The organism is Pseudomonas quercus (assembly GCF_012033695.1).
Classification (GTDB): Bacteria; Pseudomonadota; Gammaproteobacteria; order Pseudomonadales; family Pseudomonadaceae; genus Aquipseudomonas; species Aquipseudomonas quercus.
In genome coordinates this window covers 1-19,665 of the sequence record NZ_JAAVJI010000023.1, presented here as the reverse complement: position 1 = coordinate 19,665, position 19,665 = coordinate 1, and the positions used below count along the sequence as shown (strand labels likewise).

Below are 19,665 nucleotides of genomic sequence, written 5' to 3'. Positions count from 1 at the left end.
GGTTTGGGGTAAGAGCTTCGTTGGCGCATGGAAATCCTAGCGATAAGGGTGATCGCGTCCGCTTAAATAGGCGGACACCATTGCCCTTAATTCTGGATTTTTGAAGGTGTGTTTGCTGGCCGCTTACCAACCACACGGCAAAACGTCTGCAGCAGCACACAGGCGGTGTGGTGGACATCTGCGACCCTTTCAAGCGTGATTGGGTACTGCGCAATACAGCGGTATCCGAAGTGTGGGGAGTCGGTCGCCGTCTGACCGATCACCTGCAGACAATGGGTATCCAGTCGGCCATGGACCTGGCCAAGGCTGATCCTGTCATGCTTCGAGCAAAATTCAGCGTCGTCCTGGAGCGCACAGCACGCGAGCTGGCCGGTGTGTCCTGCCTGGCCCTGGACGACCCCGACCCACCCAAGCAGGAAATCTGCTGCAGCCGCATGTTCGGCAAACGGCTTACCGAGCTGGCCCCGATCAAGGAAGCGGTGGCCACCTACACAGCGCGGGCCGCTGAGAAGCTGCGCGCTCAGGGTTCGATGTGCAAGAAGATGCGCATCAGTGTGCGTACCGGCATGTTCAACCCGGATGAGGCCAGGTATGCAAACGGCGTCCTGGTGGAGCTACCCTACCCTACGCACGATACGTTGCTGATGACCAATGCGGCGACCTATGCCGTGGAACGAATCTTTCGTGAGGGCTACCGCTACAGCAAGGCTGAGGTGCTGTTGCTGGACCTACGGCAGCCTGGCGAGTACACCGACGACTTGTTTGCCGTAACCCAGCCGAAGAAATGCCAGCAGCTGATGGAAACACTGGACAGCATCAATGCCCGATGGGGCCGAGGCACGCTGCGGGCTGCTACGGTGCCGATAGAGCCGGATTGGGGCATGCGTCGCGAGTTCATGAGTCAGAGCTATACCACGCGCTTTGACCAGCTATGGACAGTAAGTGCGCGCTGACATCAAAGAAGACCAGTTAAGAAGCAATGGGCATAGCTGCATATGGTTGATTCTTCAGAGAAAATTCTTACTAGATTGCAGTCCATTCCTACAGCTTCATAAGGTGGTAATGAGTGATGATAGGGATCCTTCTTTAGGAGCATCACAATGACCGCCAATACCCATATCAAGCTCCAGGTAGATGACATTTCCTAGCAGCTGACAGCTGAGGAGGTACACCGGTCGTAGGTTACGCGGCTACCGTGCCCATCGGCTTGCTGGCTGCTGTTATGTAAAGCGGAACGTCACTCAGTCCATCGCCAGCTCCACGATCAACGGAAAACGCCCAAGTACATCACAAGCCTGCCGCTGCCCAGCCCTGCGCTGGGCAGCGGCAGTAGAAGGGTGTCGATGTATCGTCAGCGAAAACGAAGGAATATCAGCGATAAAGGATCTTTAGCCCAGCCCCCGTGTGCCTTGGTAATATCAGGTCCTGTTGAAGTCTGACCATACACCCGTAAAGGATAAACGATGCAAATCAAAGAAGTGGCTCAAGCGGCATTTATTGTCAGTGGTGCATTGATGCTTGCTGCGTGCGCACGCGGGCCATCCGAAGGTGAGATTCAGGCCGCCTTGCAACCTGAGCTTGAGGGCGCTTCCTGTGTGCGTGCGCCGATGTTCAAGACTTTCCCTGTGACGCTGAAGGAAGGTTTCGGGAGCGGCACATCGATCGGTAATGAGCCCTCTTTCGATGCGTTGGTGTCTGCGGGGTTGCTCGCTAAAAGTGGCAACACTTATTCTCTCACTGAACCTGGGCGAAATGCTTACGTACAGCAGGAATCAGGATTCTGTTATGCCCAAGGCTATGAAATAGCCAACATCAAAGACACGTCCGAAAATACTGAAAAAATGGGGCCAGCTGTTGATAAGTCGTGGGTCGTGCTGGTAGATATTCGCCAAAAGTCGGTAGCCGCATGGGCCAAAACGCCTGAAATTCAGAAGCTGGCACGCAACCCGGAAACTCTTAGTGAAGAACCCAAAAGCTATCGCGTGGTTGTCGGCAGGTTGAAGGCGGAGAAAACGCTGCAGTTGATCGACCCAAGCTTTTCTATCATGCGTGGTTTGAGCGTCAATCAGGCGTTTTGAATCTATGACAACGAGTCTTCCTACCGTGCTACCCGAAAAAGTGTGGTGCCCCGGGTGCCTAACGTGCTTCCCGGTGGCCCAGATCTTCCGAACCCGTCAGTGGGTCTGAAATGGCTGGTGTACGAACTGCTTACGGTTCAATGCTGATGCGCCGCCTTCCACGTCGCGGTCAGGCTCGCCCAAATTACTCGACTATCACGTGAGTCCGCCTGAGCAGCCTCACGGGTCCGATAATGAAGAAGATTGGACCGAATGGCGTATGCAGATGAATGTTTGGCGTGCTGACCATCCAGCCGGTGTTGTCGCTGCAGATTATCAGCATTTCGACGTTTACGATCTGCCTCTTGGGTTATAGGAATTCGACCAGGTACGCCCAAGCCCCGCCTTCAAACGTGGGGCCAGGTGCGTAGAAGGTGGACCTCTTGGCGTCCGCCGAATCAAAGGAGTGAGGTCGTGGCAGAGAAAACATTCATTGAGTGGTGGCATGAGGATGGCCGAAACGAAGCAGGCATGGACTCGACAAGCTCAGACGGCACGAAGCCGGACACCTACAAGCAGCCGTCTCGCTTGAGTCCGTTGGAGATTGAATCGCTGCGGCAAGAAATGCGCCGCGACGGTTACTGGATGAAGCAACATATCGCGAAGCTTAAAACACCGGATCAATAACCTGCTATCGGGCCAGTGCTGGCGTCCAGGCCCAGCACGATAGGAAACAACGCTGGGACAGTGGAGGCTTGGTCAAGTGATCGGGCTGCGGGCAGGCTTGAAAGCGAAGGGATTTTAATGCGTCGTTTCCTAATTGAAGAATACGAGACGATTGACGTGGATGTATTACGCGCCAATCGTGATCAGGTGTACGCAGTTGAGTTGACGCTGGATGGTCAGATCTGTGCCGGCACCATGGACATCCTGGCAGAACCCAATACGTGTGGTATCCCCGTTTGCAACGCCATTCTCAACGAAGCGCATGTGCCTTTCTCAGATCAAGACACAGAGCACGAAGCTTTGCGTCAGGCTCTGCGCAAGCTCTACAAGCTCGCTTTGGGCCGAACGTTGCGGGTGCCTAAAGCGGGTATAGGAGCCGGTCCAACTGGTCTGGAAATCCACAGCCCCCATATCTATCGCGACCTCTGTCAGATATTGGCTGACCACTTTGGTTATCGCCAACCGTCCACTATGACTTCCGCTCACAGGCCTAGTGACAACAGCAGTCATACGTACCACTACGAGCTTTTCACTGAGGTGTGCAAGCGAGGCGGGTATTACATGGCCTCGGTTGTGGCTCAGAAGCATGGCCTGAGCCTGGACCAGCTCAAAGCGCATTGCCTGGCTGCTGGAAAAGAACTAGATGCTCAGGGCAGGCTATTTACCCTCCATTTGCCAACCTATCGTTGGGCGAGTGAGGGCTAGGTCAATTTACAGCTTAAACAAAAAGGATCGAGAATCTATGAGGGACGATGAGCTTAAGCCCGACCAGGAGGACCTGGAGACGTTCGGCAGACGCCCACAGCCGCTACGAAGCAAAAACTGGCTTGCCTACCAAATCGCCTTGGGAATTATCATTGGCGGTAGTGTGCTGGCTTGCTTGGACGCGTTAGCCAGTTTCGTCGCAGCGAATCTGCTTATGCATCAGGTGCAAGTGCAATTTCCATTCTTGAACCGCTGATCTCGCTTTGAGGACTAGGGACTGGCTGTGCAGAACGGGTGTTATGGTAAACCTACCATTCCGAACATCCTTGCAGGTAAGCAGTTATTGTGGCTGGTGACAGTCCGTTATCGATCCATAGCGGCCCCTTCAGGATAGGCAGCTAACGGCCAAAAGCTGCCGGTGGCGACCGACAGAAAACGGTCAAAAGCAGACCATGGACACGCAGTTAATACGTCAGTAATGTGCGAAGTAATATGTCGCTTTCCCCCTTCTTGATGTTGGGTTTACAACGTCGATTTTTTTGGATTACTCAAGGGGTTAAGCTTAAGCATGGAATGTTATGCCAAAAGCCGTTTGGCACCTAAAAGTTGAATTTAAGGAGCAATAAAGTGGAAATCAAGATTGATGTATTGGGTTCTCCAACAGAAAATGATAAAGCAGTTCTTAGTAATAGGTTTTCAGAATATCTTCGAATTCAATATCCAAATCTTCCACCAGAATCGGAAGATAAAATATTTATGGTGGTTGCACACGATGAAGTAGGTGACTACATCGGTGCAATAAGCTGTAATTGTTACTGGGATGGCTTAGAGATTGACACCTTTTGGGTTAAGGAATCTCATCGCGGTAAAAAAGTAGGATCTATGCTTTTGGAAAAAGCAGAAGCGATTGGTGCCAACAATGGGGCAGTAGTTGCATTCTTAAAAACTGTTGATGCTAAAAATTTCTATGAGCGGCATGGGTATGAGATTTATGGTGTTCTTGAGGATCGCCCAATCGGCACTAACCTGTATCATTTAAAGAAACGGCTAGTAAAACATGCATAACAACTGGTTCAAATCGTTCACTTCGCTCAATGGGACGGGCTAAAGACCTCCTTTAACCAAATGCTGGTCAGAGTTCGCTATGGGTCTATTGCTGCCCGTCATTCACATCTGGTACCGGGTAAGGATGTCCAGTCAGCGCCTCCAGCACAGTGCTCATGCTTTACAGATACGGTATATCAAGCGGGCGAGTGATGGATCGCCCGATCGCGCAGGCCTTTGAGCGTCGTGTTGTCCGGTGCATCGAGCAGCATTTTAGCCTAGTGATCGCCCAGGGCCGGGGTTTTGCCTTCGTTGCTTTCGATCCTTGGCCGTTTTACCCCGTGTACCGGGTTGCCACCGGCCATGGCATTGCTTTCCAGCAAGTGGTCGAACAGGCTGGCAAACGCGGCGAGCTTACGGCGGATGGTGGCTCCGGCCAGGCCACGTCCTTCCAGGTCGGCCCGCCAGGCCAATACGTGCGCTCGGGTGACCTGGCAGTCTGAGAGGGATCCCGCAATCAGTCTTTTTTTGGCGGGGGCGGCGGTGGCGGAGATTTTGGAAGATTTTTTCCGTGATCTTTAACGAAGCGCATTGGAGGTGGCGGCGGCGGTGGCGGCTTTTGATTGCTCATACTGGTTCAGCTCCTGCTGATGGGTGTAGAACGGGATGAACGACAACACTGATAGGATCATGGTGAGCGTCACGGAATTTGCTAATGAAACGAGCAGTGAGCCACGCTTGTCGTTGTTCACTGTGTTAACCGTTGCACCTTCAATGTAATAATTCTGAATTATCATTTTGTAATAGATTTCTGGGTCATCTTGGTTTTCACCGTGTACAGCGAAATGAGCAGCTGCGTCGATGCGATATCTCTCGAGGTCAGTCAAGGTTGGAAGCCCCCTGTCAAAATCGCGCAATTGCCAAGACGAGCGGAAGTAGTAAGCCCCACACAGCAGGCAGAACACGGCGCACAAATACAATATCCAAAATGAGATCCCGGCAAAGCCATCCCCTGCGCTTGGTGCTTTACCTAGCATATAGGAAAGAAATGAGAGTAGTACGCCTAGGATAGCCAGAGGCAGGTTGAGCCTAGAAATCAGTTTTTCTTTACGTTCTAACTCATAAAAATAGATTTTTTCATAAAACGCGAATCTTGCCGTTTCGTCCATGCGATCAGCCCTTATGGTTGCAACTCTTCCTTCATCTTTTCAATCAGTGCGTTCGGCTAATATTTCACCTTGTAGGTAGGTGAATCCTCCGGCCTGTTCTGCCGCCGATCATAGATTTTCGTTGTGCTGATGTTAGCGTGGCCTAACCAAGCCTGCACCTTGGCAATGTCCGCCTCATGCTCCAGGGCATTGGTGGCCGCCGTGGCACGCAGCCCATGCACGCCCAGGCCCTCGACCTGGATGCCTGCTTTCTTCGCATACGTCTCTACCAATGTGTAGATGCCATTAGCCGTCACGCCTAGCCCCTTGGCCCAATGCCGCAACGGTACAAACAACGGCCCCTTAGCGTCGGCCAACGCGTGCCCTGAACGCTCCAGGTAGGCATGGATACGGTCAGCAGCCACCGGATGTACCGGCAAGTACCGGACCTTCCCGCCTTTGCCGTGAACTTGCAGGTGCCTAATTCCGCGTCGTTCCACCAGGTGATTTACCCTCAGCTGGGCCGCTTCCTCGCGTCGTAGCCCGTGGTAGAGCAACACCGCCAGGATGGCACGGTCGCGCAGGCCTTTGAGCGTGGTGTGGTCCGGTGCATCGAGCAGCATTTTAGCCTGGTGATCGCCCAGGGCCGGGGTTTTGCCTTCGTTGCTTTCGATCCTGGGCCGTTTTACCCCGTGTACCGGGTTACCCCCTGCCATGGCGTTGCTTTCCAGCAAGTGATCGAACAGGCTGGCCAGCGCGGCGAGCTTACGGCGGATGGTGGCTCCGGCCAGACCGCGCCCTTCCAGGTCGGCCCGCCAGGCGAGCACGTGAGCCCGCGTTACCCGGCGAAACTCATCAGCGCCATTCAGCCCTATAAAGGAAGAGAAATCCGTCAGGTCGTTTTGATAAGCACGACGCGTGCGCGGGTTATCAATGTTGGCAAACCATTCCACCGCAGCCGGTACCGCCGCCAGTTGCTGAAACTCAATCGCGGTTAGACGGCGCTCGCCACCCTCCTGGTGAACCCTGACTGCTTTTTCTTCTTTTTCCTCCGTCATGCCCCCTCCTCCCCTCAAAAATCCTGAAAACCAGCCTTAGACCGCTGTTGGTCGTTTACTGGTGATAACGTATTTTATCAAGAGTAATTAAGGGTGTCTGGATTTTGCTCAAAAATGACTCATAACGATTGGTTGTTAGTCGTCTAAAATCAGATCGATGTATTATGATTCAAAATGATTAAGACCGATTAGAAATGGAGAGTAATAAATCATGGCCACTGCCGCAAAAACACGTTCGGTCACCGCGCACGTTCCGGTCGAGCTGGCCGAACGCGTCGACGAAATGGCCGAGCGCCTGGAGCGTTCGAAAAACTGGATCGTGAAACAAGCCTTGTCTGCCTGGCTTGACCAAGAAGACGAGCGCAGCCGTCTCACCCGCGAAGCGCTGCTCGATGTGGATGCCGGTCGGGTAATCAATCACCAGGCTGTGCAAGCGTGGGCTGAAAGCCTGGGCACTGAAGCGCCGCTGCCGGTACCGCGCTAATGGAACTGCAGTGGACCAGTAAGGGTGTTTCGGATTTGACGCGGCTGTATGAGCTTCTGGCCCGGATGAATCGCTCTACTGCTGCACGCACGGTGCAACAGCTGACCGCTGCACCGCAGGTATTGCTTACAAACCCGCGTATTGGCGAGCGCTTGGACGAGTTCGAGCCGCGTGACGTCCGCCAGTTGCTGGTAGGAGGGTATGAGATGCGGTATGAGATTGCAGGCACCACTTTGTACCTGTTGCGGCTGTGGCATAGCCGCGAAAATCGCTAATAGATCAAAAGGCGGTGACCGTAAAGGCGTCCTTTGGCATGTAATCTGCCACTGTCTTGGCGCAGATTAGGGGGCCTAGCTCTTAAGCAGCATACACAGCTTTGTACAGGACTGATTGCGGTGGCAGGAACCGGGTTTAGCTTACTTTGATAACTGATCGGGATCAGTATTCAAGTACTGACGTGACAGGTCGATAACACAGGACTAAACCCTCTATACATGTGACCCCGATGAAAGTAGCCCACCGCCTCTTTATCATCGCCGCGTGCGCCTGCGCCGGTCTGATCGCCATTGCGTTATTTGCGCTCAATACCCTGCATAACACCATGCTGGAAGATCGCCGCCGTGAGATCCATACCGTTTTGAATCTGGCCAGCAAACAGGTTGAATACTTTCAGGGCCTTGAAAAAGCTGGCACGCTGACAACCGCTGCGGCCCAGGCACGTGCTGTAGAGGCGCTGAGCGCCCTGCGCGATGGCAGGAACGCTTATATTTGGGCCAGGACGGAAGGGGCCTTGAGCCTGGTCCATCCCAACCCGGACCTCATTGGCAAGGTTGACGTAGGCGCCACGCTTCCCAGCGGCAAGACCGCCTGGCAGAACTACCTGGATCACCTGCGCAGTGACCGTTTCGCCTTTTTTGACGACAAGGTGGCACGGCCAGGCCAGACCCAGCCTGTGGACAAGATCAATGGCGTAACCCAGGTCCCGGGTTGGAACTGGGTAATGGGCTTTGGGGTATATGCTGATGACATCAGTGAAGCGTACTGGCAACTGGTGTACAAGTTCCTCTCTATCGGCGTACTGGTGCTGCTGGGCGTGGTCGCTATTGCCTGGCGCATGTCTCGCAGCATCTACAGCGCCTTAGGCGGCGAGCCGCAGCAGGTAGCCGAAGTCACAGGGTCGATTGCCAACGGCGACCTGCGCCAGGTGATGGGCGACAGTTACCCGGCTGGCAGCCTGATGGCCGCCGTGGCCCGCATGCAAACCGGCTTGCGTGGCATGATCGTGGACATCAAGCAGGTGGCAGAGGAACTTAAAGGCACGTCGTCTAGCCTGGGTGAGCAGATGCAGCATATCGACGATGCCTCTCAGCATACCTCAGAGGCCACGACGCTTACGGCAGCCGCCGTGGAACAGATGTCAGTCACCATCGACCAGATTTCGAGCAATGCCCGCATGACTCAGACCAACTCTGAACGCTCCACGTCGTTGGCTATCGAGGGCGAGCGTCTGGTTAGCGAAGTCACAGGGGCTATCGCTGAAGTTTCACAACAGATCACAGCTGCATCAGGCCAGATCAGCGGGCTGGTTGCGCGCGCCGACGAGATCGACAGCATCACCAGCGCCATTCGCAATATTGCCAGCCAGACCAACTTGCTGGCGCTCAACGCGGCCATCGAAGCGGCACGCGCCGGTGAGCAGGGCCGTGGGTTTGCTGTCGTCGCCGATGAAGTACGCCACCTTGCTCAGCGCACTGCCCAGGCAACTGAGGAAATCACGGTCATGGTGGCCGACATTCAGAACGATACGAGCATGGCCGTAAAAGAAATGCAGGCTATCGAACCCAAGATGAACACTGCAGCGGGGCTGGCCAATGAAGCGGCAGCCGCCTTGCGCGACATCAGCACCGAAGCGGCTGCCACCTTGGCTCAGGTTCGGGAGATGGCCTCGGCCACATCAGAGCAAAGCCAGGCCAGCAGCAGCGTGGCCCAGAACGTGGAACGCATTGCATCCATGGTAAGTGCCTCGGCCGAATCAGTAACTATCGCCAACGTGGACGTGAATGCGGTGGTGTCTTCCAGCCGCACATTGAATGACTCCACTGCGCGCTTCAAGCTGTAGCATGAAGTGATCTGGATTTTGTAAATTTTTAAGTGAGTCATTTTAACTGGTTGCTGCCCTCACGGAGGGCAGCTATGGGTCCGATTGTTGCCGGTCACGACCTAGAAGGAGACTTAAAGCCGAAGCCTGGCAAAGTTTCCGAATCGGAACCTCCCCCTACAGCTCCACGGCGAAGCCCTTGATGCCCAGGCTTTCGGCAAAGCGTCCCACCGCTGTCAGACCCGCCCAGGTGCGCAACACTTCACGTCGCGAACGCACGGGCAGCCACCGGATGCCGGCACCGCCTAAGCGAATCGCCAGGGTCCACTTTTCATTATGCCGACTGACCAATACTTCACGCACGGCCCCACCCTCGAGCATGGCTTTCAAAGCGTCTTCATGAATACCCGCACGCATACCTACCCCTGCGACAAATGATTCATCAGTCCGAGCCATATCTCGCGCAGGTGTGAGCTAACGATCGAACCGTAGTGATCATCAATGACCCCGGCATCGATCAGGGCCCGCACATAACCGCAGCAAAACTGATAGCGCAGTTCACCCAGGTGCAAATCCGTGCTGCTGCGCAGTTCTTTGCGGGCCGAAAGCCAGGAGGCGTACACGTGATCGGGTAAACCGACAGGCAGATCGCTGTGATCGGAGGACGGCAACATAGGGTGCAACATAGTGAACTCGAATCTGATGGCTAGACTGGGCGAACACCGAACCGGCGGCTTATGGTACGCCAGGGGGGCGGGGGTCTGGTCACCGGGGATCAGCAAAAAGCCCGCCGGAGCGGGCTTGTGTGCAGGGGTCGATTTACCAATCTACCGATTATCGATAGCACTTCGAAATCAGTTCGAGATAGCTATTCAACAAATAATTGAATATAGAGTATACTATAAATCTTGTTGTCTACGTCGTAGACAAATGCTTTAGGAGTTCCTAAAATGGCAGCACCTGTCCTGTCTTTTCGTGTGGAAGCCGAGCTAATCAACCAGCTCGATCAGCTCGCCGAAGCTACCGACCGGGATCGTCAGTACCACCTCAAACGCGCCTTGGCACGCTACGTCGAGGCCGAGTCCTGGCATTTCCGTGCGGTTGCTGAGGGCATAGCCGATGCAGAGGCAGGTAACCTCGTTGACTTGGATGCCGTGAAGGCTAAGTGGGTAGCTCGTGCCGAAAATCGCATTAACCAGCAAGGCGGACAGTGACCTCGAAGGTATCTACGAGCACTACAAAACCCGGCTAGGCGCCGAAAAAGCAGAGGACTTTGTTTTCCAGGTGCTGGAAGCCCTAAGCCGACTGGAGAGCTTTCCTCAGCTAGGGAAAGCGTCGGATATTCCGGATTGTCGCGAGCTGATTTTTTCGAAATTTCCCTACCGCGCCGTCTACACCCTCAAGGTCAAGAGCGGCACCATCCTGGTGTATCGAATTTTGCACCAACACGCCGAGCGTCCAGAAGACTGGTAGTGTGGTCTGTAGCTGCCCTCTTGACAGGGTTGCTCTGGGCTCGGCCTCTCTCTAGCAGCCTGCTATCTTGAGTCGTCCTTGCCCGGATCATTTAGGAACGTAGCCGTATGCCAGTATTCCGATTGAGCTGTTTCATATTGGCATGTGTGCTTCAGCCTGTTTGCTTGGCTGATACCTCGGCAATTGACCCTGGCAGCGAGCGTCTTTATCAGCAAGCCGTGCCCTATCTCCAGGACGCGGACAAAAACCTCCAGGCCGTAGACCTGCGCTCAGCGAATCCAGAAATCCAAGTCAGAAATCGTTTGTTGGGCGCCAAGGCAAGAGAGCAATTGCAAACGGCAATTCCTCTGTTGGAACAGGCCGCATTCCTGGAGCATCCCGTTGCTCAATATCGTCTTGCGCTCGTCTACCTGGTGTATTTACCTGAAATTCCCCAGGAGAAAGCGTGCACATTGCTGAAAAAAAGCTTGAGTCATGGCTTTGCTCCGCCGGCCCTACCGATTGAGTCATTTTGCTATACGTTTACTGATACGCCTGAGTATCGCCCTATCCTGGAAAGCATGCAGACATCTGCACCACGCTATGAAAGTTATTTTCCCCAACCTGCTATGAATCTGGCCTGCCGTCGTGAAGAAGCGTCAAGCGCTGGGTTCCAATGGGCGGATAGCCGTGACTATCAGGCAGAAATCTACTGGTTGCTTGGAGCGCATGATCGTGCGAATCGCACGGAATATGCGATAAAAGCGGTCGATATAAACAATTGTTACCGAGCTCAACGCTGGCTTGGAAAGCCCAAGCCTTCAGAGAATTAACATTCTGCAGACAAGCCCTTTGGTCTTGCCGGAGCTGTTCATTCAAAGCCTGGTATCGCCAGAGCAGATAGGCACCCTGATCGCCGAGATTCTTGAGGCATGCCCAGGACAAAGGTCTTTCGTCGTCAGCATCAGCAGAGCTGCTAACCTCGCCCGCTTTGAATGGTTCTCGCGCTGCCAAGTCCTTCCAGCTATGTATGATAATGTCCTTTATCATACATAAGGCCAGGGTCGGTGAAGGATCATCCGTGACAGACCTACTCAAGCTGGATGAAGCTGAACAAGCCCTCGCACTGGCCCAACTGCCTACCCCTTTCGCGGTATTGTTCGAACGTGGCAACCTTTCGATTGAATTATTTGCTCCACGTGTAAAGGACACCCAAACGCCACATGCCCAGGACGAGCTGTACATCATCAGCTCAGGGACAGCCACTTTTCGGCGCGATCAGACGTACACTGAAGTGAAGATCGGTGACCTTCTTTTTGTGCCTGCCGGTGTCGATCACCCGCTTTGAACGGTTTAGCGACGACTTTAGGACCTGGGTGATTTTCTTTGGCCAGGGTCGTCAAACAGCTCAGTAGAACCGCCCTCCCCTCAGCCTCGCGTTTACCACATAGTTCGTCATCGTGCTGTTGAAGCTGGCATTGATACGCGGATAGGCAATCACACCTTTCGGGCAACGGGTATCACAGGCTGTCTTAAGAACGTAGGCTTACTGGAGATGGCCATGCTATGACTAACCATTCTTCAACCCGCACCACTCAGCTCTATGATCGCTGTGACGATCAAATCAGCTTAGGCGGAGCTCTGCTGATCCGAGTATGCAAGCTGAGAATGATTCGAAAGCGAAGCGATGATTGAACCTTCGCGGTAGGGATGCGCCATGCTTTTGAATCTCCAAAAAACGCAATTAATCCAATAAATTCAGTAACATATATTTTTATGAATTGGTAATAAGTAATTACTAATTAATATTTTTTGTCAATGCTCCATCCAAGGCCTTGCCCGACTTCATCTAGTCACCCGCACAGCAAACCGAAACCGTCGTGGCAGGGGGCTGAAAGGGTTGACTATTAATTGGTAATTGGTAATTATGAATTACCAATTAATAGGAGGATCTCAAATGGGCTCAATCTGGATCGTGGGCTGCAACAAAGGTGGGGCGGGGAAAACGACCACTGCAGTCAACCTGTCGTCGGCGCTAGCAATGGCTGGCCACGACGTATGCTTGGTGGACGCCGATCCTCAACGAAGCTCTTCTAAGTGGCACGCTGAGCGTGAGGCAGCGGATTTAAATCCCAAAATCACGCTGGTGGAGAAAAGAGACAATATCAGCTCCACGCTGCGCACTCTTGGTGAGAAATTCGATTATGTATTGGTTGACGTAGCGGGTCGCAACTCGCGTGAACTCATCACAGGGGCCACTGTTGCAGATCTGATTATTGCTCCACATCAGTGCAGCCAGCTCGATTTGGATACGCTAGGAGAGCTACAAGAACAGGTCATCAGAATTCGAGACCTTAACCCTAGTCTACGTGTATACGCATACCATTCGATGGCCTCTACGAACCCGTCCGTACGTGCTACGGAAAGGACTGAATTCCTAGACTACGTATCCGAGTTTCCAGAGATAAAACCTTTAGAATCGGTTGGTTTTTATCGAAAGGCATACAAGGACTCGATTCCCTCAGGTAAATCCGTTCTGGAAGGAGATAACGATCTGGCTGCCAAAGAAATCATGGGTTTGATGGAGGAGGTGAGTCGTGGCGCTTAAGAAGCCAAGTCAAGTAGCCGGCGCTAAGCACATTGTTACCCCAGAAGCGGCGGAAGCTTTGGCCCGCCAGCTTGCTGATAAGCCTTACGGCGAGCAAAGGGTTACTACTGAGCCTCCTAAAAAATCCAAACCGTTATCCATCAGTCTGCCACCCGATCTCATTGAGCAGTTGGAGGAAAGAGTCCGAGATAACAAACGGTCAGGCTCGGGATCCAGGACGGTCAGCGGACTGATCCGTGAGTCATTGATACGAGATGGATACAGGACGAATAATTCGTAATTCGTAATTCGTAATTCGTAATTTTTTGCCTTGGGTGGGTGCCTATTTAGACAGCTGAGCATAGCTGTCTTAGGTAAGGGGCCGGCCAACACACCTTCCTGACCTCACCGCCAAAGGCGATGGTGTCCACCTCAATTTAAGTGGACACAACTTCTAGCCTTTAAGAGGGTCTTTATGCACCCACAACGCCGTTCCTATTCCAAATCCTTCAAGACCCAAGTCATCCAAGAGTGTGCCCAGCCCGGCTCCTCGATTGCCAGCGTTGCGCTCAACCATAGGCTCAATGCGAACCTCGTCCACAAGTGGATTCGGTTGCAATCGCAGAGCGGCCTAACCCTGCAACCAGCCTTTATCCCGCTGACATTGCAGCCGTCAGCGTCACGATCAGATACCACATTAATCTGTCAGACTTCTTGACATGAGAAGGTTTCGTCCCGAAACGGGGTTTGTGACTGTGCAGTAAAACCAATCGATGAATGAACCGGAGAACAAAATGCAATACTCGGGTGAAGGCTTTTTCCTTCGAGCATTGGTACGTGACGATTTTGAGCTGATCCACCACTACGAAAAGTCGAATCGAAACCACCTGCGTCCTTGGGAGCCTCTGAGAAACGAGGAGTATTTCACTATTGAGAGTGCCACTGAAAGGGTCGCGCAGCAGGTTGAACACATGGAGGCCGGAAGCTCATTTTATTTTCTCGTGCTCGAATCTCAAGACGCGAAAATACTAGGCCGGTGTAACTACACCAATGTTGTAAGGGGAGCGTTCCAGGCATGTAATCTCGGTTTCTCGTTGGCTGAAAGTGCTCAAGGCCAAGGCTTGATGAAACGGTCGCTTAAGGTAACCAACCGATACTGCTTTGAGCAGATGGTTCTCCACCGGATCATGGCCAATCATTTGCCGAGCAACGCGCGAAGTGAACGAGTTCTGACGGCATTGGGTTTTGAAAAAAGAGGGGTATGCGCGAGAATATTTGAAAATTGCTGGCGTCTGGGAAGACCATGTTCTGACGTCGCTGGTTAGCACTCGTAGCATCTAAAATTAAGGAAGGCGACGGTCGTGCATGTGGGATCAGTTCCGCAAGGCGGGATGCCCAGACGCTTACAGAGAAGCGAGCGACTTGGCGGCATCATCGGAAATGCGGATCTTCGTGGTGCCATCCGGCATGCGCTCAGTGGTCATACAGCCTGCGAGGGTCATTGTAGCCAGCAAGGGCAACAAGAGGCGCAGTTTGATCATTGGTGTGCCCTTATTTGGTGGGGCCGCCAGAGCAAGATATCGGTCGTTTTCTGATGGAGCGGTACAACTGGCGGCGACCGCATCAGTTCAGCGAAGGCTTATCGCCCGCCGTTGCCGAGGACAAATTTAGCCCAGTGTCCGGGATCAGTTGACCACTACAGCATGATCCGCGGCTACAGAAATCTCCGGGGTGTTTCGATCAGCGTGTCTGCATTCATCTTCACATGATTCTGTGAATTTAATTTCTCCCCGTGGTGCAAGGTTCCTACAAAAGCGACTTTTCGAAGCAGGACTGGAGCCTGCAGGTCGGTGTCTCTGAACCCATCCGCATGCCTCTAGGGAACGCTTATTTTTAACGTCCCCCAAGGTTTCTGCACAAACGGCTTGGAAAGCATAACGGGCATTTGAAATCAGCGTCTGCGAGCCTATCCACATGGCTTTCGAGAGTGATGCTTTTGGAACGACGGTCAAGATTTCAAAAAAACGACTTTGAAAGCACAGCCAGAGCTTCCAAATCAGCGTCTCCGAGCCGATCTAAATGGCTTTCGGAAATGTTATTTTCTACGTCTCCCAAGGTTGCAACAAAAAGCGATTTTTGAAGAAGGACAGGGTAGGGTTTGTATTACCGCCATGAATGGCGTCCATACAACCGGCCCCGCTGCAGTGGTTTCACTCCCTTGCGGTGCCTACCTCCCTGCTCAGGGCTATGCCCCGAGACCCATAAGACGCCTGAAGATGATCAGACATATGCTTAATTTATTTTCCTCAAGAAAGCTTAGTAATCCAGTGGACGATGCATCACGTACGCGGTGTGCAACGCTTATGGTATACGCAGGAGAGCTGACGCTGAGGCCTGAAGTCGTTGAGCAAGCAGATGCTGAAGAAGCACAAGCACAGAAGTCAAAATTACCCTTAAAGGGTTGCTCACGAGAGCGCTGAAACGTCTCTTGGGCGCAAATATGTACTCGTACATCGCCGACGCTTTAAGGCTCGATATCACTGGGGGACGGCTACCAATCCCCAGTGTTCACGGTGCTTTCAGAGAGGTTTTCGAGGTACAGGTCCAGCAAACAGGACTGATCTGAAGCTTGCCGGCTGTATACGAGCGCAAGCATCAGAGGTGCGCAGGGACTCGTACATCGCCGACGCCTCTAGGCTAAATATCACCAGAGGGGCTACCAATCCCCAGTTTTTACCGTGTTTTCAGGGAGGTGTTCGCGGTACAGGCCCAGCAAACAGGGCGGATTTGGAGCCTGTCGGCTGTGTACGAGCGCAAGCATCAGAGGTACGCAGGGACTCGTACATCGCCGACGCTTCAAGGCTAAATATCACTAGGGGCGGCTACCAATCCCCAGTTTTTAGCGTGTTTTCAGGAAGGTTTTCGCGGTACAGGCCCAGCAAACAGGGCGGATTTTGAGCTTGTCGGCTGTGTACGAGAGAAAGCATCAGGGGTACGCAGGGACTCGTACATCGCCGACGCTTCAAGGCTCGATATCACCAAGAACAGCTACCAATCCCCAATGTTTACGGTGTTTTCAGGAAGGTTGGCGCTATACAGGTCCAGCAAAAAAGGGCTGGTCTGAAGCTTGGCGGCGATGTACGAGTGCAAGCATTAAAAGTACGTAGGCTTTCGTATATCACCAGCCTTTAGCGCCAAATGGATAACTGAAGAATTCCTCTTCAAGAGCCGAAGGCGGTATGCAACCGTGCCTCGGTACTGAGCACCTCAGAGCCTTTGAGAGCCAGACTGAACGATGGGATGGCCAAATCGTTCGTCAGCAGCTCGAGCCGATGATTGCTTTTGCCCACGGGAAGAATTCGCCAGGACTGAATCTCATCCAGACGGAAGAAATGGGCTTTTTGGCCTACTGGATAGGCCAGCAATTTTTTTGATCGCAGGTCGACCCCAACGTACGCATCGTTGATCTTCGCGAATACCTCTATCTGAGGGCAGAATCCTTCGGTCTGATAACCAGCGACCAATTTCTTTAGTTTCGCGGCGTAGTATTGGTCGACACGTGAGAACAACCATCCGCCTCCGACAAAGTAAAGGACCAAGACCCAGAACAGCCATCTAAGCGCCGGGTCCATGCCACCCGTGAATCCTAGAAAGAATGGTAGGTTGAACCCAGAAAAAATCATGATTACTAGAAAAAGCCCTCCTACTGGCAAACATCCCACTGCCCACGCGACTCGTAGCAGTTCCAAAACAGTCTCATACAGCCTCCCAGGCAAAATGATCCAGAGCAAAATAACTGAAAATCAGATATCCCAAAAGCAGATATAGCTTGGTCAGCCGCCTCTTAACCAGATACGGCTATGACCAAGGCTATTTATCGACGCGAGCATGTGATCTTTCTGCAGGAGCTAAAGCGCGCGCGTGTCAAATCTGGGATGACCCAAGCTCAGTGTTCTGCTGCACTAGGAAGACCACAATCGTTCATGAGCGATGTGGAGAGAGGAGTCAGGAGACTGGACATGGTTCAGCTCCGTGATCTGTGCAAGGTCTTAGGTGGCGACCTTGTCAGTTTTACCAAAGCCTTCGAGGAAGCACTCCATCGATCCTGACACATATCGAGAGGCCACATCTCCTGCCGACGACTACTGCACTGAATGGTCATTGGTACCAGGGGAGACCGTGGATCGGTCTGTTAGCAGGCTTAGGGATTGGCTAAAGCGTTCCAGGGCTTTTACTCCGTCTATAAGAAAAAGCTGGTTCCGACCCCATTGGGCCTGAAGTTCATGGTTGCGTTGTAGGCCATTGCCAGCACGCCGGATATGACCATGTTCTAGCATGAGCAACAGCAGATGCGAGGCCAGCGGGCTGGCTGTGGACGCGTTCCTAGACGAGCTAGAAACCTTCATTGCTCCACTAGGTGCAGAACGTGGACTTGGGGCAATGTGCCAGGCACCGGCAGGCCCGTGATGGAACAGCCTGAACGCCCTATGCCCCATGTGCGGCACAGACCTGGCGGTAACGTCGCGGGTTATCGGTTGCCGGGCTGCAGCTGGAAGTTTCACCCGGAGATCAGCGGCAAGATGCTTTCGTCCGGCCAGATCGAGTCCTTGCTTACCACGGACAAGACCGGCGTGCTGAAGGGCTTTCACAACAAGAAGATCGGCAAGTCCTTTGAAGCGGCTTTGAAGCTGAACACCGAAGCCAAGCTAGAATTAGAATTCAACCGTTAAACCCTGCGCATGACCCTTAGCCAATGGAGGCAGGCGCGTGGCCGGATGCTGTTCGATCCCTTGAAGCGGCCAGCTGCGAAGGAGTTCGTGTTTCATCGAACGCCCTTTGGGTCGCTGGCCAGCGATAACCAGGTGCGGTTGCCAGCACCGAAGGCTGCACCAGGTGCCCGGCAATCACCTGGTGCTCGTAAGCCGCGTAAACCCTGTACTCGGCGTGCTGCAGGTGTTGTCCCGCCTTACGCGAAAAACCCGAACCGGGTGGTCACCGTCAAGGACATCGAGCAGCGCGCCCGGATGTTGTTCGACCCGCTCAAGCGGCCCGTGGAAAAGCCCCTGGTGTTCAAGCGTGCGCCGATCAAGGCGCTGACTGCCAACACACAGGCTTCAACGGTTGCCGCGTACTTCACCCGCGAAGCGCAGCAGAACCAGATTCTACCCGCGCACCGTCACGCGCTCCGGCGAGTTGATCAGCAGTTCTATTTGGGGTCGCCTCAGAATTCGTAAAATAAAGCACGTCAAGAGCGAATCTGTCAGGTTAAGGCCTGAGAACCTGGGTCAGGAGCGTCAGACATGGCCAAAAGCGGCCTTAACCTGGCGCGGTGCCAGTGAGACGCCTGACGCCAGTTTGAGGTGTACTTCAACTGGACATGCTTGGCGGAAGAGGCGTCTGTTTCAAGGCAGGAGCCACGCTAGTGTGCTTTATGTTCCGAATTCTGAGACGACCCCTGATAGCGCGCTGCAACCGTAGCGCCAGAACCTCATAGGGTTTGGGCGCTGGCGGTGCTGCTGGGGATTTCTTGGCCATGCGGGTAACTCATAACTGTATGAATTTACAGTATTACACTCAAAACGCGGCCAGCAAGAATTTTTCTCGCCAGGTATTGGCCCTACAGCTGTAAAGCAGAAGCAGGTCTCAAATCTTTCCAATAAGAAGACGGTTCGTGAGCTGGTTCCGGCTGCCTAGCACGTCTCATATGCCCTATGGTCAGCTCGAACAGGCTTTGATGGTAATCCTGTCCCTCGGCATTGAGAGAAATGGAAGGCGCTAGCCCTGGTTTTTCAGTCAGGACGATGTAGTTACGTGCAATCAGCGCTTTCAGTTCTTGAATATCGTCAAAATCAAACTCACCCACACGCCGGGCTTCAATGAGGTTCAAAAGACGCAGGTGACGGGCATCGGAATCGTTCATGTGGGGCCAGGGGGAAGGCTAATAGGATAGTGGCATTATGCTTTCAGCTTATTTCAAATGCGCGTTATGCCGATAAAGTGCGCTAACTTCATGCGTGATAAAAAATGCGTTATTGACAACACGCTTAACGTGCGATTTTCCGTTTTCTGTGCTTCCGTAACCAGTTGCCAAAGGGGCGTTTAACGCATCTATGCTGGCGGGTTTGATACCAACCTGAGAACTTGGCAGCCTACGGCTGCAAATTGGTCCATGCCCACTTCAGATCTGAGTTACCTGGGCTAAACATCGCTGTGCCCCCGCGCTTGACACCGGAACTCTCCAGACGCTTTTAGCCACCCACTGGCATTCGGGCTGTCTCTCTCGGCCTATCATCTGTAGGCATAGGT

23 protein-coding genes and 3 pseudogenes are annotated in these 19,665 nt (G+C 53.2%); 18 read left to right on the top strand and 8 right to left on the bottom strand.

Annotated elements, in window-relative coordinates; genetic code table 11:
- Positions 1 to 122 precede the first annotated feature (122 nt).
- The 5 genes and pseudogenes from HBH25_RS22280 to HBH25_RS22260 all read left to right on the top strand — a co-directional run.
- Positions 123 to 953 (top strand): annotated as a pseudogene (locus tag HBH25_RS22280) (DUF4113 domain-containing protein); the annotation flags it as partial.
- A gap of 510 nt (positions 954 to 1,463) precedes the next feature.
- A complete protein-coding gene (locus tag HBH25_RS22275) occupies positions 1,464 to 2,078 on the top strand; it encodes a hypothetical protein (protein WP_168086130.1) in 615 nt (204 codons plus the stop codon).
- A 453-nt stretch (positions 2,079 to 2,531) separates the two neighbouring features.
- Positions 2,532 to 2,744 (top strand): hypothetical protein, encoded by a 213-nt coding sequence (locus HBH25_RS23040; protein ID WP_178089105.1) that lies wholly within the window; start codon positions 2,532 to 2,534, stop codon positions 2,742 to 2,744.
- 117 nt (positions 2,745 to 2,861) lie between these two features.
- Positions 2,862 to 3,488, top strand: coding sequence for a DUF7831 domain-containing protein (locus tag HBH25_RS22265; protein WP_168086129.1), 627 nt, complete (start codon positions 2,862 to 2,864; stop codon positions 3,486 to 3,488).
- Positions 3,489 to 4,115: 627 nt separating this feature from the next.
- Positions 4,116 to 4,553 carry a GNAT family N-acetyltransferase gene (locus HBH25_RS22260; RefSeq protein ID WP_218585513.1) on the top strand — a complete coding sequence of 146 codons (438 nt, stop codon included), beginning with the start codon at positions 4,116 to 4,118 and terminating at the stop codon, positions 4,551 to 4,553.
- Between the two features lie 194 nt (positions 4,554 to 4,747).
- On the opposite strand, the pseudogene HBH25_RS22255 reads toward HBH25_RS22260, so the two are convergent.
- From HBH25_RS22255 to HBH25_RS22245, 3 genes and pseudogenes are all read right to left on the bottom strand, one after another.
- Positions 4,748 to 5,026: pseudogene (locus HBH25_RS22255) on the bottom strand (tyrosine-type recombinase/integrase); the annotation flags it as partial.
- A gap of 84 nt (positions 5,027 to 5,110) precedes the next feature.
- Positions 5,111 to 5,701 carry a hypothetical protein gene (locus HBH25_RS22250; protein ID WP_229632011.1) on the bottom strand — a complete coding sequence of 197 codons (591 nt, stop codon included), beginning with the start codon at positions 5,699 to 5,701 and terminating at the stop codon, positions 5,111 to 5,113.
- Between the two features lie 56 nt (positions 5,702 to 5,757).
- The gene (locus tag HBH25_RS22245; protein ID WP_168086128.1) at positions 5,758 to 6,738 is read right to left on the bottom strand and encodes a tyrosine-type recombinase/integrase; all 981 of its coding nucleotides are present in this window, start codon (positions 6,736 to 6,738) and stop codon (positions 5,758 to 5,760) included.
- 211 nt (positions 6,739 to 6,949) lie between these two features.
- Here HBH25_RS22245 and HBH25_RS22240 point away from each other — a divergent pair, with 211 nt between their 5' ends.
- From HBH25_RS22240 to HBH25_RS22230, 3 genes are all read left to right on the top strand, one after another.
- Positions 6,950 to 7,222: a CopG family ribbon-helix-helix protein gene (locus HBH25_RS22240; RefSeq protein ID WP_168086127.1), complete on the top strand. Its 273-nt coding sequence runs from the start codon at positions 6,950 to 6,952 to the stop codon at positions 7,220 to 7,222.
- Positions 7,222 to 7,497, top strand: coding sequence for a type II toxin-antitoxin system RelE/ParE family toxin (locus HBH25_RS22235; RefSeq protein ID WP_168086126.1), 276 nt, complete (start codon positions 7,222 to 7,224; stop codon positions 7,495 to 7,497). Before HBH25_RS22240 ends, HBH25_RS22235 begins: the two co-directional genes overlap by 1 nt.
- Positions 7,498 to 7,727: 230 nt before the next feature.
- Positions 7,728 to 9,341: a methyl-accepting chemotaxis protein gene (locus tag HBH25_RS22230; RefSeq protein ID WP_168086125.1), complete on the top strand. Its 1,614-nt coding sequence runs from the start codon at positions 7,728 to 7,730 to the stop codon at positions 9,339 to 9,341.
- A gap of 156 nt (positions 9,342 to 9,497) precedes the next feature.
- Here the strand turns inward: HBH25_RS22230 and HBH25_RS22225 are convergent, their stop codons facing one another.
- Both HBH25_RS22225 and HBH25_RS22220 read right to left on the bottom strand, forming a co-directional pair.
- Positions 9,498 to 9,737: a hypothetical protein gene (locus HBH25_RS22225; RefSeq protein ID WP_168086124.1), complete on the bottom strand. Its 240-nt coding sequence runs from the start codon at positions 9,735 to 9,737 to the stop codon at positions 9,498 to 9,500.
- A 2-nt stretch (positions 9,738 to 9,739) separates the two neighbouring features.
- Positions 9,740 to 9,994, bottom strand: a complete 255-nt coding sequence (locus HBH25_RS22220; protein WP_168086123.1) for a hypothetical protein — start codon at positions 9,992 to 9,994, stop codon at positions 9,740 to 9,742.
- A gap of 276 nt (positions 9,995 to 10,270) precedes the next feature.
- Between HBH25_RS22220 and HBH25_RS22215 the strand changes: the two genes are divergently transcribed.
- The 7 genes and pseudogenes from HBH25_RS22215 (at position 10,271) to HBH25_RS22185 (ending at position 14,700) form a co-directional block, all read left to right on the top strand.
- Positions 10,271 to 10,534, top strand: coding sequence for a CopG family ribbon-helix-helix protein (locus HBH25_RS22215; RefSeq protein ID WP_168086122.1), 264 nt, complete (start codon positions 10,271 to 10,273; stop codon positions 10,532 to 10,534).
- On the top strand, positions 10,497 to 10,793 hold the full coding sequence (locus tag HBH25_RS22210) for a type II toxin-antitoxin system RelE/ParE family toxin (RefSeq protein WP_168086121.1): 297 nt from the start codon (positions 10,497 to 10,499) through the stop codon (positions 10,791 to 10,793). Before HBH25_RS22215 ends, HBH25_RS22210 begins: the two co-directional genes overlap by 38 nt.
- A 164-nt stretch (positions 10,794 to 10,957) precedes the next feature.
- Positions 10,958 to 11,605: a hypothetical protein gene (locus tag HBH25_RS22205; protein WP_229632010.1), complete on the top strand. Its 648-nt coding sequence runs from the start codon at positions 10,958 to 10,960 to the stop codon at positions 11,603 to 11,605.
- A gap of 248 nt (positions 11,606 to 11,853) precedes the next feature.
- On the top strand, positions 11,854 to 12,120 hold the full coding sequence (locus HBH25_RS22200; protein WP_218585512.1) for a cupin domain-containing protein: 267 nt from the start codon (positions 11,854 to 11,856) through the stop codon (positions 12,118 to 12,120).
- 609 nt (positions 12,121 to 12,729) lie between these two features.
- Positions 12,730 to 13,380, top strand: a complete 651-nt coding sequence (locus HBH25_RS22195; protein ID WP_168086119.1) for an AAA family ATPase — start codon at positions 12,730 to 12,732, stop codon at positions 13,378 to 13,380.
- Positions 13,381 to 13,834: 454 nt separating this feature from the next.
- Complete coding sequence (locus HBH25_RS23890) at positions 13,835 to 14,077, top strand: transposase (protein ID WP_168086118.1); 243 nt, start codon at positions 13,835 to 13,837, stop codon at positions 14,075 to 14,077.
- 76 nt (positions 14,078 to 14,153) lie between these two features.
- Positions 14,154 to 14,700, top strand: a pseudogene (locus HBH25_RS22185) (GNAT family N-acetyltransferase).
- A gap of 62 nt (positions 14,701 to 14,762) precedes the next feature.
- Here the strand turns inward: HBH25_RS22185 and HBH25_RS22180 are convergent.
- Positions 14,763 to 14,900, bottom strand: a complete 138-nt coding sequence (locus tag HBH25_RS22180; protein WP_168086117.1) for a hypothetical protein — start codon at positions 14,898 to 14,900, stop codon at positions 14,763 to 14,765.
- A gap of 1,680 nt (positions 14,901 to 16,580) precedes the next feature.
- Positions 16,581 to 16,991, bottom strand: a complete 411-nt coding sequence (locus HBH25_RS22175; protein WP_229632009.1) for a hypothetical protein — start codon at positions 16,989 to 16,991, stop codon at positions 16,581 to 16,583.
- 228 nt (positions 16,992 to 17,219) lie between these two features.
- Here HBH25_RS22175 and HBH25_RS22170 point away from each other — a divergent pair, with 228 nt between their 5' ends.
- The 3 genes from HBH25_RS22170 (at position 17,220) to HBH25_RS23620 (ending at position 18,593) form a co-directional block, all read left to right on the top strand.
- On the top strand, positions 17,220 to 17,468 hold the full coding sequence (locus HBH25_RS22170) for a helix-turn-helix domain-containing protein (RefSeq protein ID WP_168086116.1): 249 nt from the start codon (positions 17,220 to 17,222) through the stop codon (positions 17,466 to 17,468).
- A gap of 357 nt (positions 17,469 to 17,825) precedes the next feature.
- Positions 17,826 to 18,089: a topoisomerase C-terminal repeat-containing protein gene (locus HBH25_RS23440; protein ID WP_229632008.1), complete on the top strand. Its 264-nt coding sequence runs from the start codon at positions 17,826 to 17,828 to the stop codon at positions 18,087 to 18,089.
- Positions 18,090 to 18,134: 45 nt separating this feature from the next.
- Positions 18,135 to 18,593 (top strand): hypothetical protein, encoded by a 459-nt coding sequence (locus tag HBH25_RS23620; RefSeq protein WP_324616921.1) that lies wholly within the window; start codon positions 18,135 to 18,137, stop codon positions 18,591 to 18,593.
- A 383-nt stretch (positions 18,594 to 18,976) separates the two neighbouring features.
- Here HBH25_RS23620 and HBH25_RS22155 read toward each other — a convergent pair whose 3' ends face one another.
- Complete coding sequence (locus HBH25_RS22155) at positions 18,977 to 19,279, bottom strand: hypothetical protein (protein WP_168086115.1); 303 nt, start codon at positions 19,277 to 19,279, stop codon at positions 18,977 to 18,979.
- Positions 19,280 to 19,665 lie beyond the last annotated feature (386 nt).

Bases quoted from the DNA above. Each gene is read 5' to 3' on its own strand.
- HBH25_RS23440 (WP_229632008.1), top strand. From the start codon at position 17,826: ATGGAACAGCCTGAACGCCCTATGCCCCATGTGCGGCACAGACCTGGC.
- HBH25_RS22225 (WP_168086124.1), bottom strand. From the start codon at position 9,737: ATGCGTGCGGGTATTCATGAAGACGCTTTGAAAGCCATGCTCGAGGGT.
- HBH25_RS22230 (WP_168086125.1), top strand. From the start codon at position 7,728: ATGAAAGTAGCCCACCGCCTCTTTATCATCGCCGCGTGCGCCTGCGCC.
- HBH25_RS23890 (WP_168086118.1), top strand. From the start codon at position 13,835: ATGCACCCACAACGCCGTTCCTATTCCAAATCCTTCAAGACCCAAGTC.
- HBH25_RS22195 (WP_168086119.1), top strand. From the start codon at position 12,730: ATGGGCTCAATCTGGATCGTGGGCTGCAACAAAGGTGGGGCGGGGAAA.
- HBH25_RS22220 (WP_168086123.1), bottom strand. From the start codon at position 9,994: ATGTTGCCGTCCTCCGATCACAGCGATCTGCCTGTCGGTTTACCCGAT.
- HBH25_RS22275 (WP_168086130.1), top strand. From the start codon at position 1,464: ATGCAAATCAAAGAAGTGGCTCAAGCGGCATTTATTGTCAGTGGTGCA.
- HBH25_RS22180 (WP_168086117.1), bottom strand. From the start codon at position 14,900: ATGATCAAACTGCGCCTCTTGTTGCCCTTGCTGGCTACAATGACCCTC.
- HBH25_RS22175 (WP_229632009.1), bottom strand. From the start codon at position 16,991: ATGGACCCGGCGCTTAGATGGCTGTTCTGGGTCTTGGTCCTTTACTTT.
- HBH25_RS22155 (WP_168086115.1), bottom strand. From the start codon at position 19,279: ATGAACGATTCCGATGCCCGTCACCTGCGTCTTTTGAACCTCATTGAA.
- HBH25_RS22240 (WP_168086127.1), top strand. From the start codon at position 6,950: ATGGCCACTGCCGCAAAAACACGTTCGGTCACCGCGCACGTTCCGGTC.
- HBH25_RS22265 (WP_168086129.1), top strand. From the start codon at position 2,862: ATGCGTCGTTTCCTAATTGAAGAATACGAGACGATTGACGTGGATGTA.
- HBH25_RS23620 (WP_324616921.1), top strand. From the start codon at position 18,135: ATGCTGTTCGATCCCTTGAAGCGGCCAGCTGCGAAGGAGTTCGTGTTT.
- HBH25_RS22245 (WP_168086128.1), bottom strand. From the start codon at position 6,738: ATGACGGAGGAAAAAGAAGAAAAAGCAGTCAGGGTTCACCAGGAGGGT.
- HBH25_RS22215 (WP_168086122.1), top strand. From the start codon at position 10,271: ATGGCAGCACCTGTCCTGTCTTTTCGTGTGGAAGCCGAGCTAATCAAC.
- HBH25_RS22250 (WP_229632011.1), bottom strand. From the start codon at position 5,701: ATGGACGAAACGGCAAGATTCGCGTTTTATGAAAAAATCTATTTTTAT.
- HBH25_RS22235 (WP_168086126.1), top strand. From the start codon at position 7,222: ATGGAACTGCAGTGGACCAGTAAGGGTGTTTCGGATTTGACGCGGCTG.
- HBH25_RS22170 (WP_168086116.1), top strand. From the start codon at position 17,220: ATGACCAAGGCTATTTATCGACGCGAGCATGTGATCTTTCTGCAGGAG.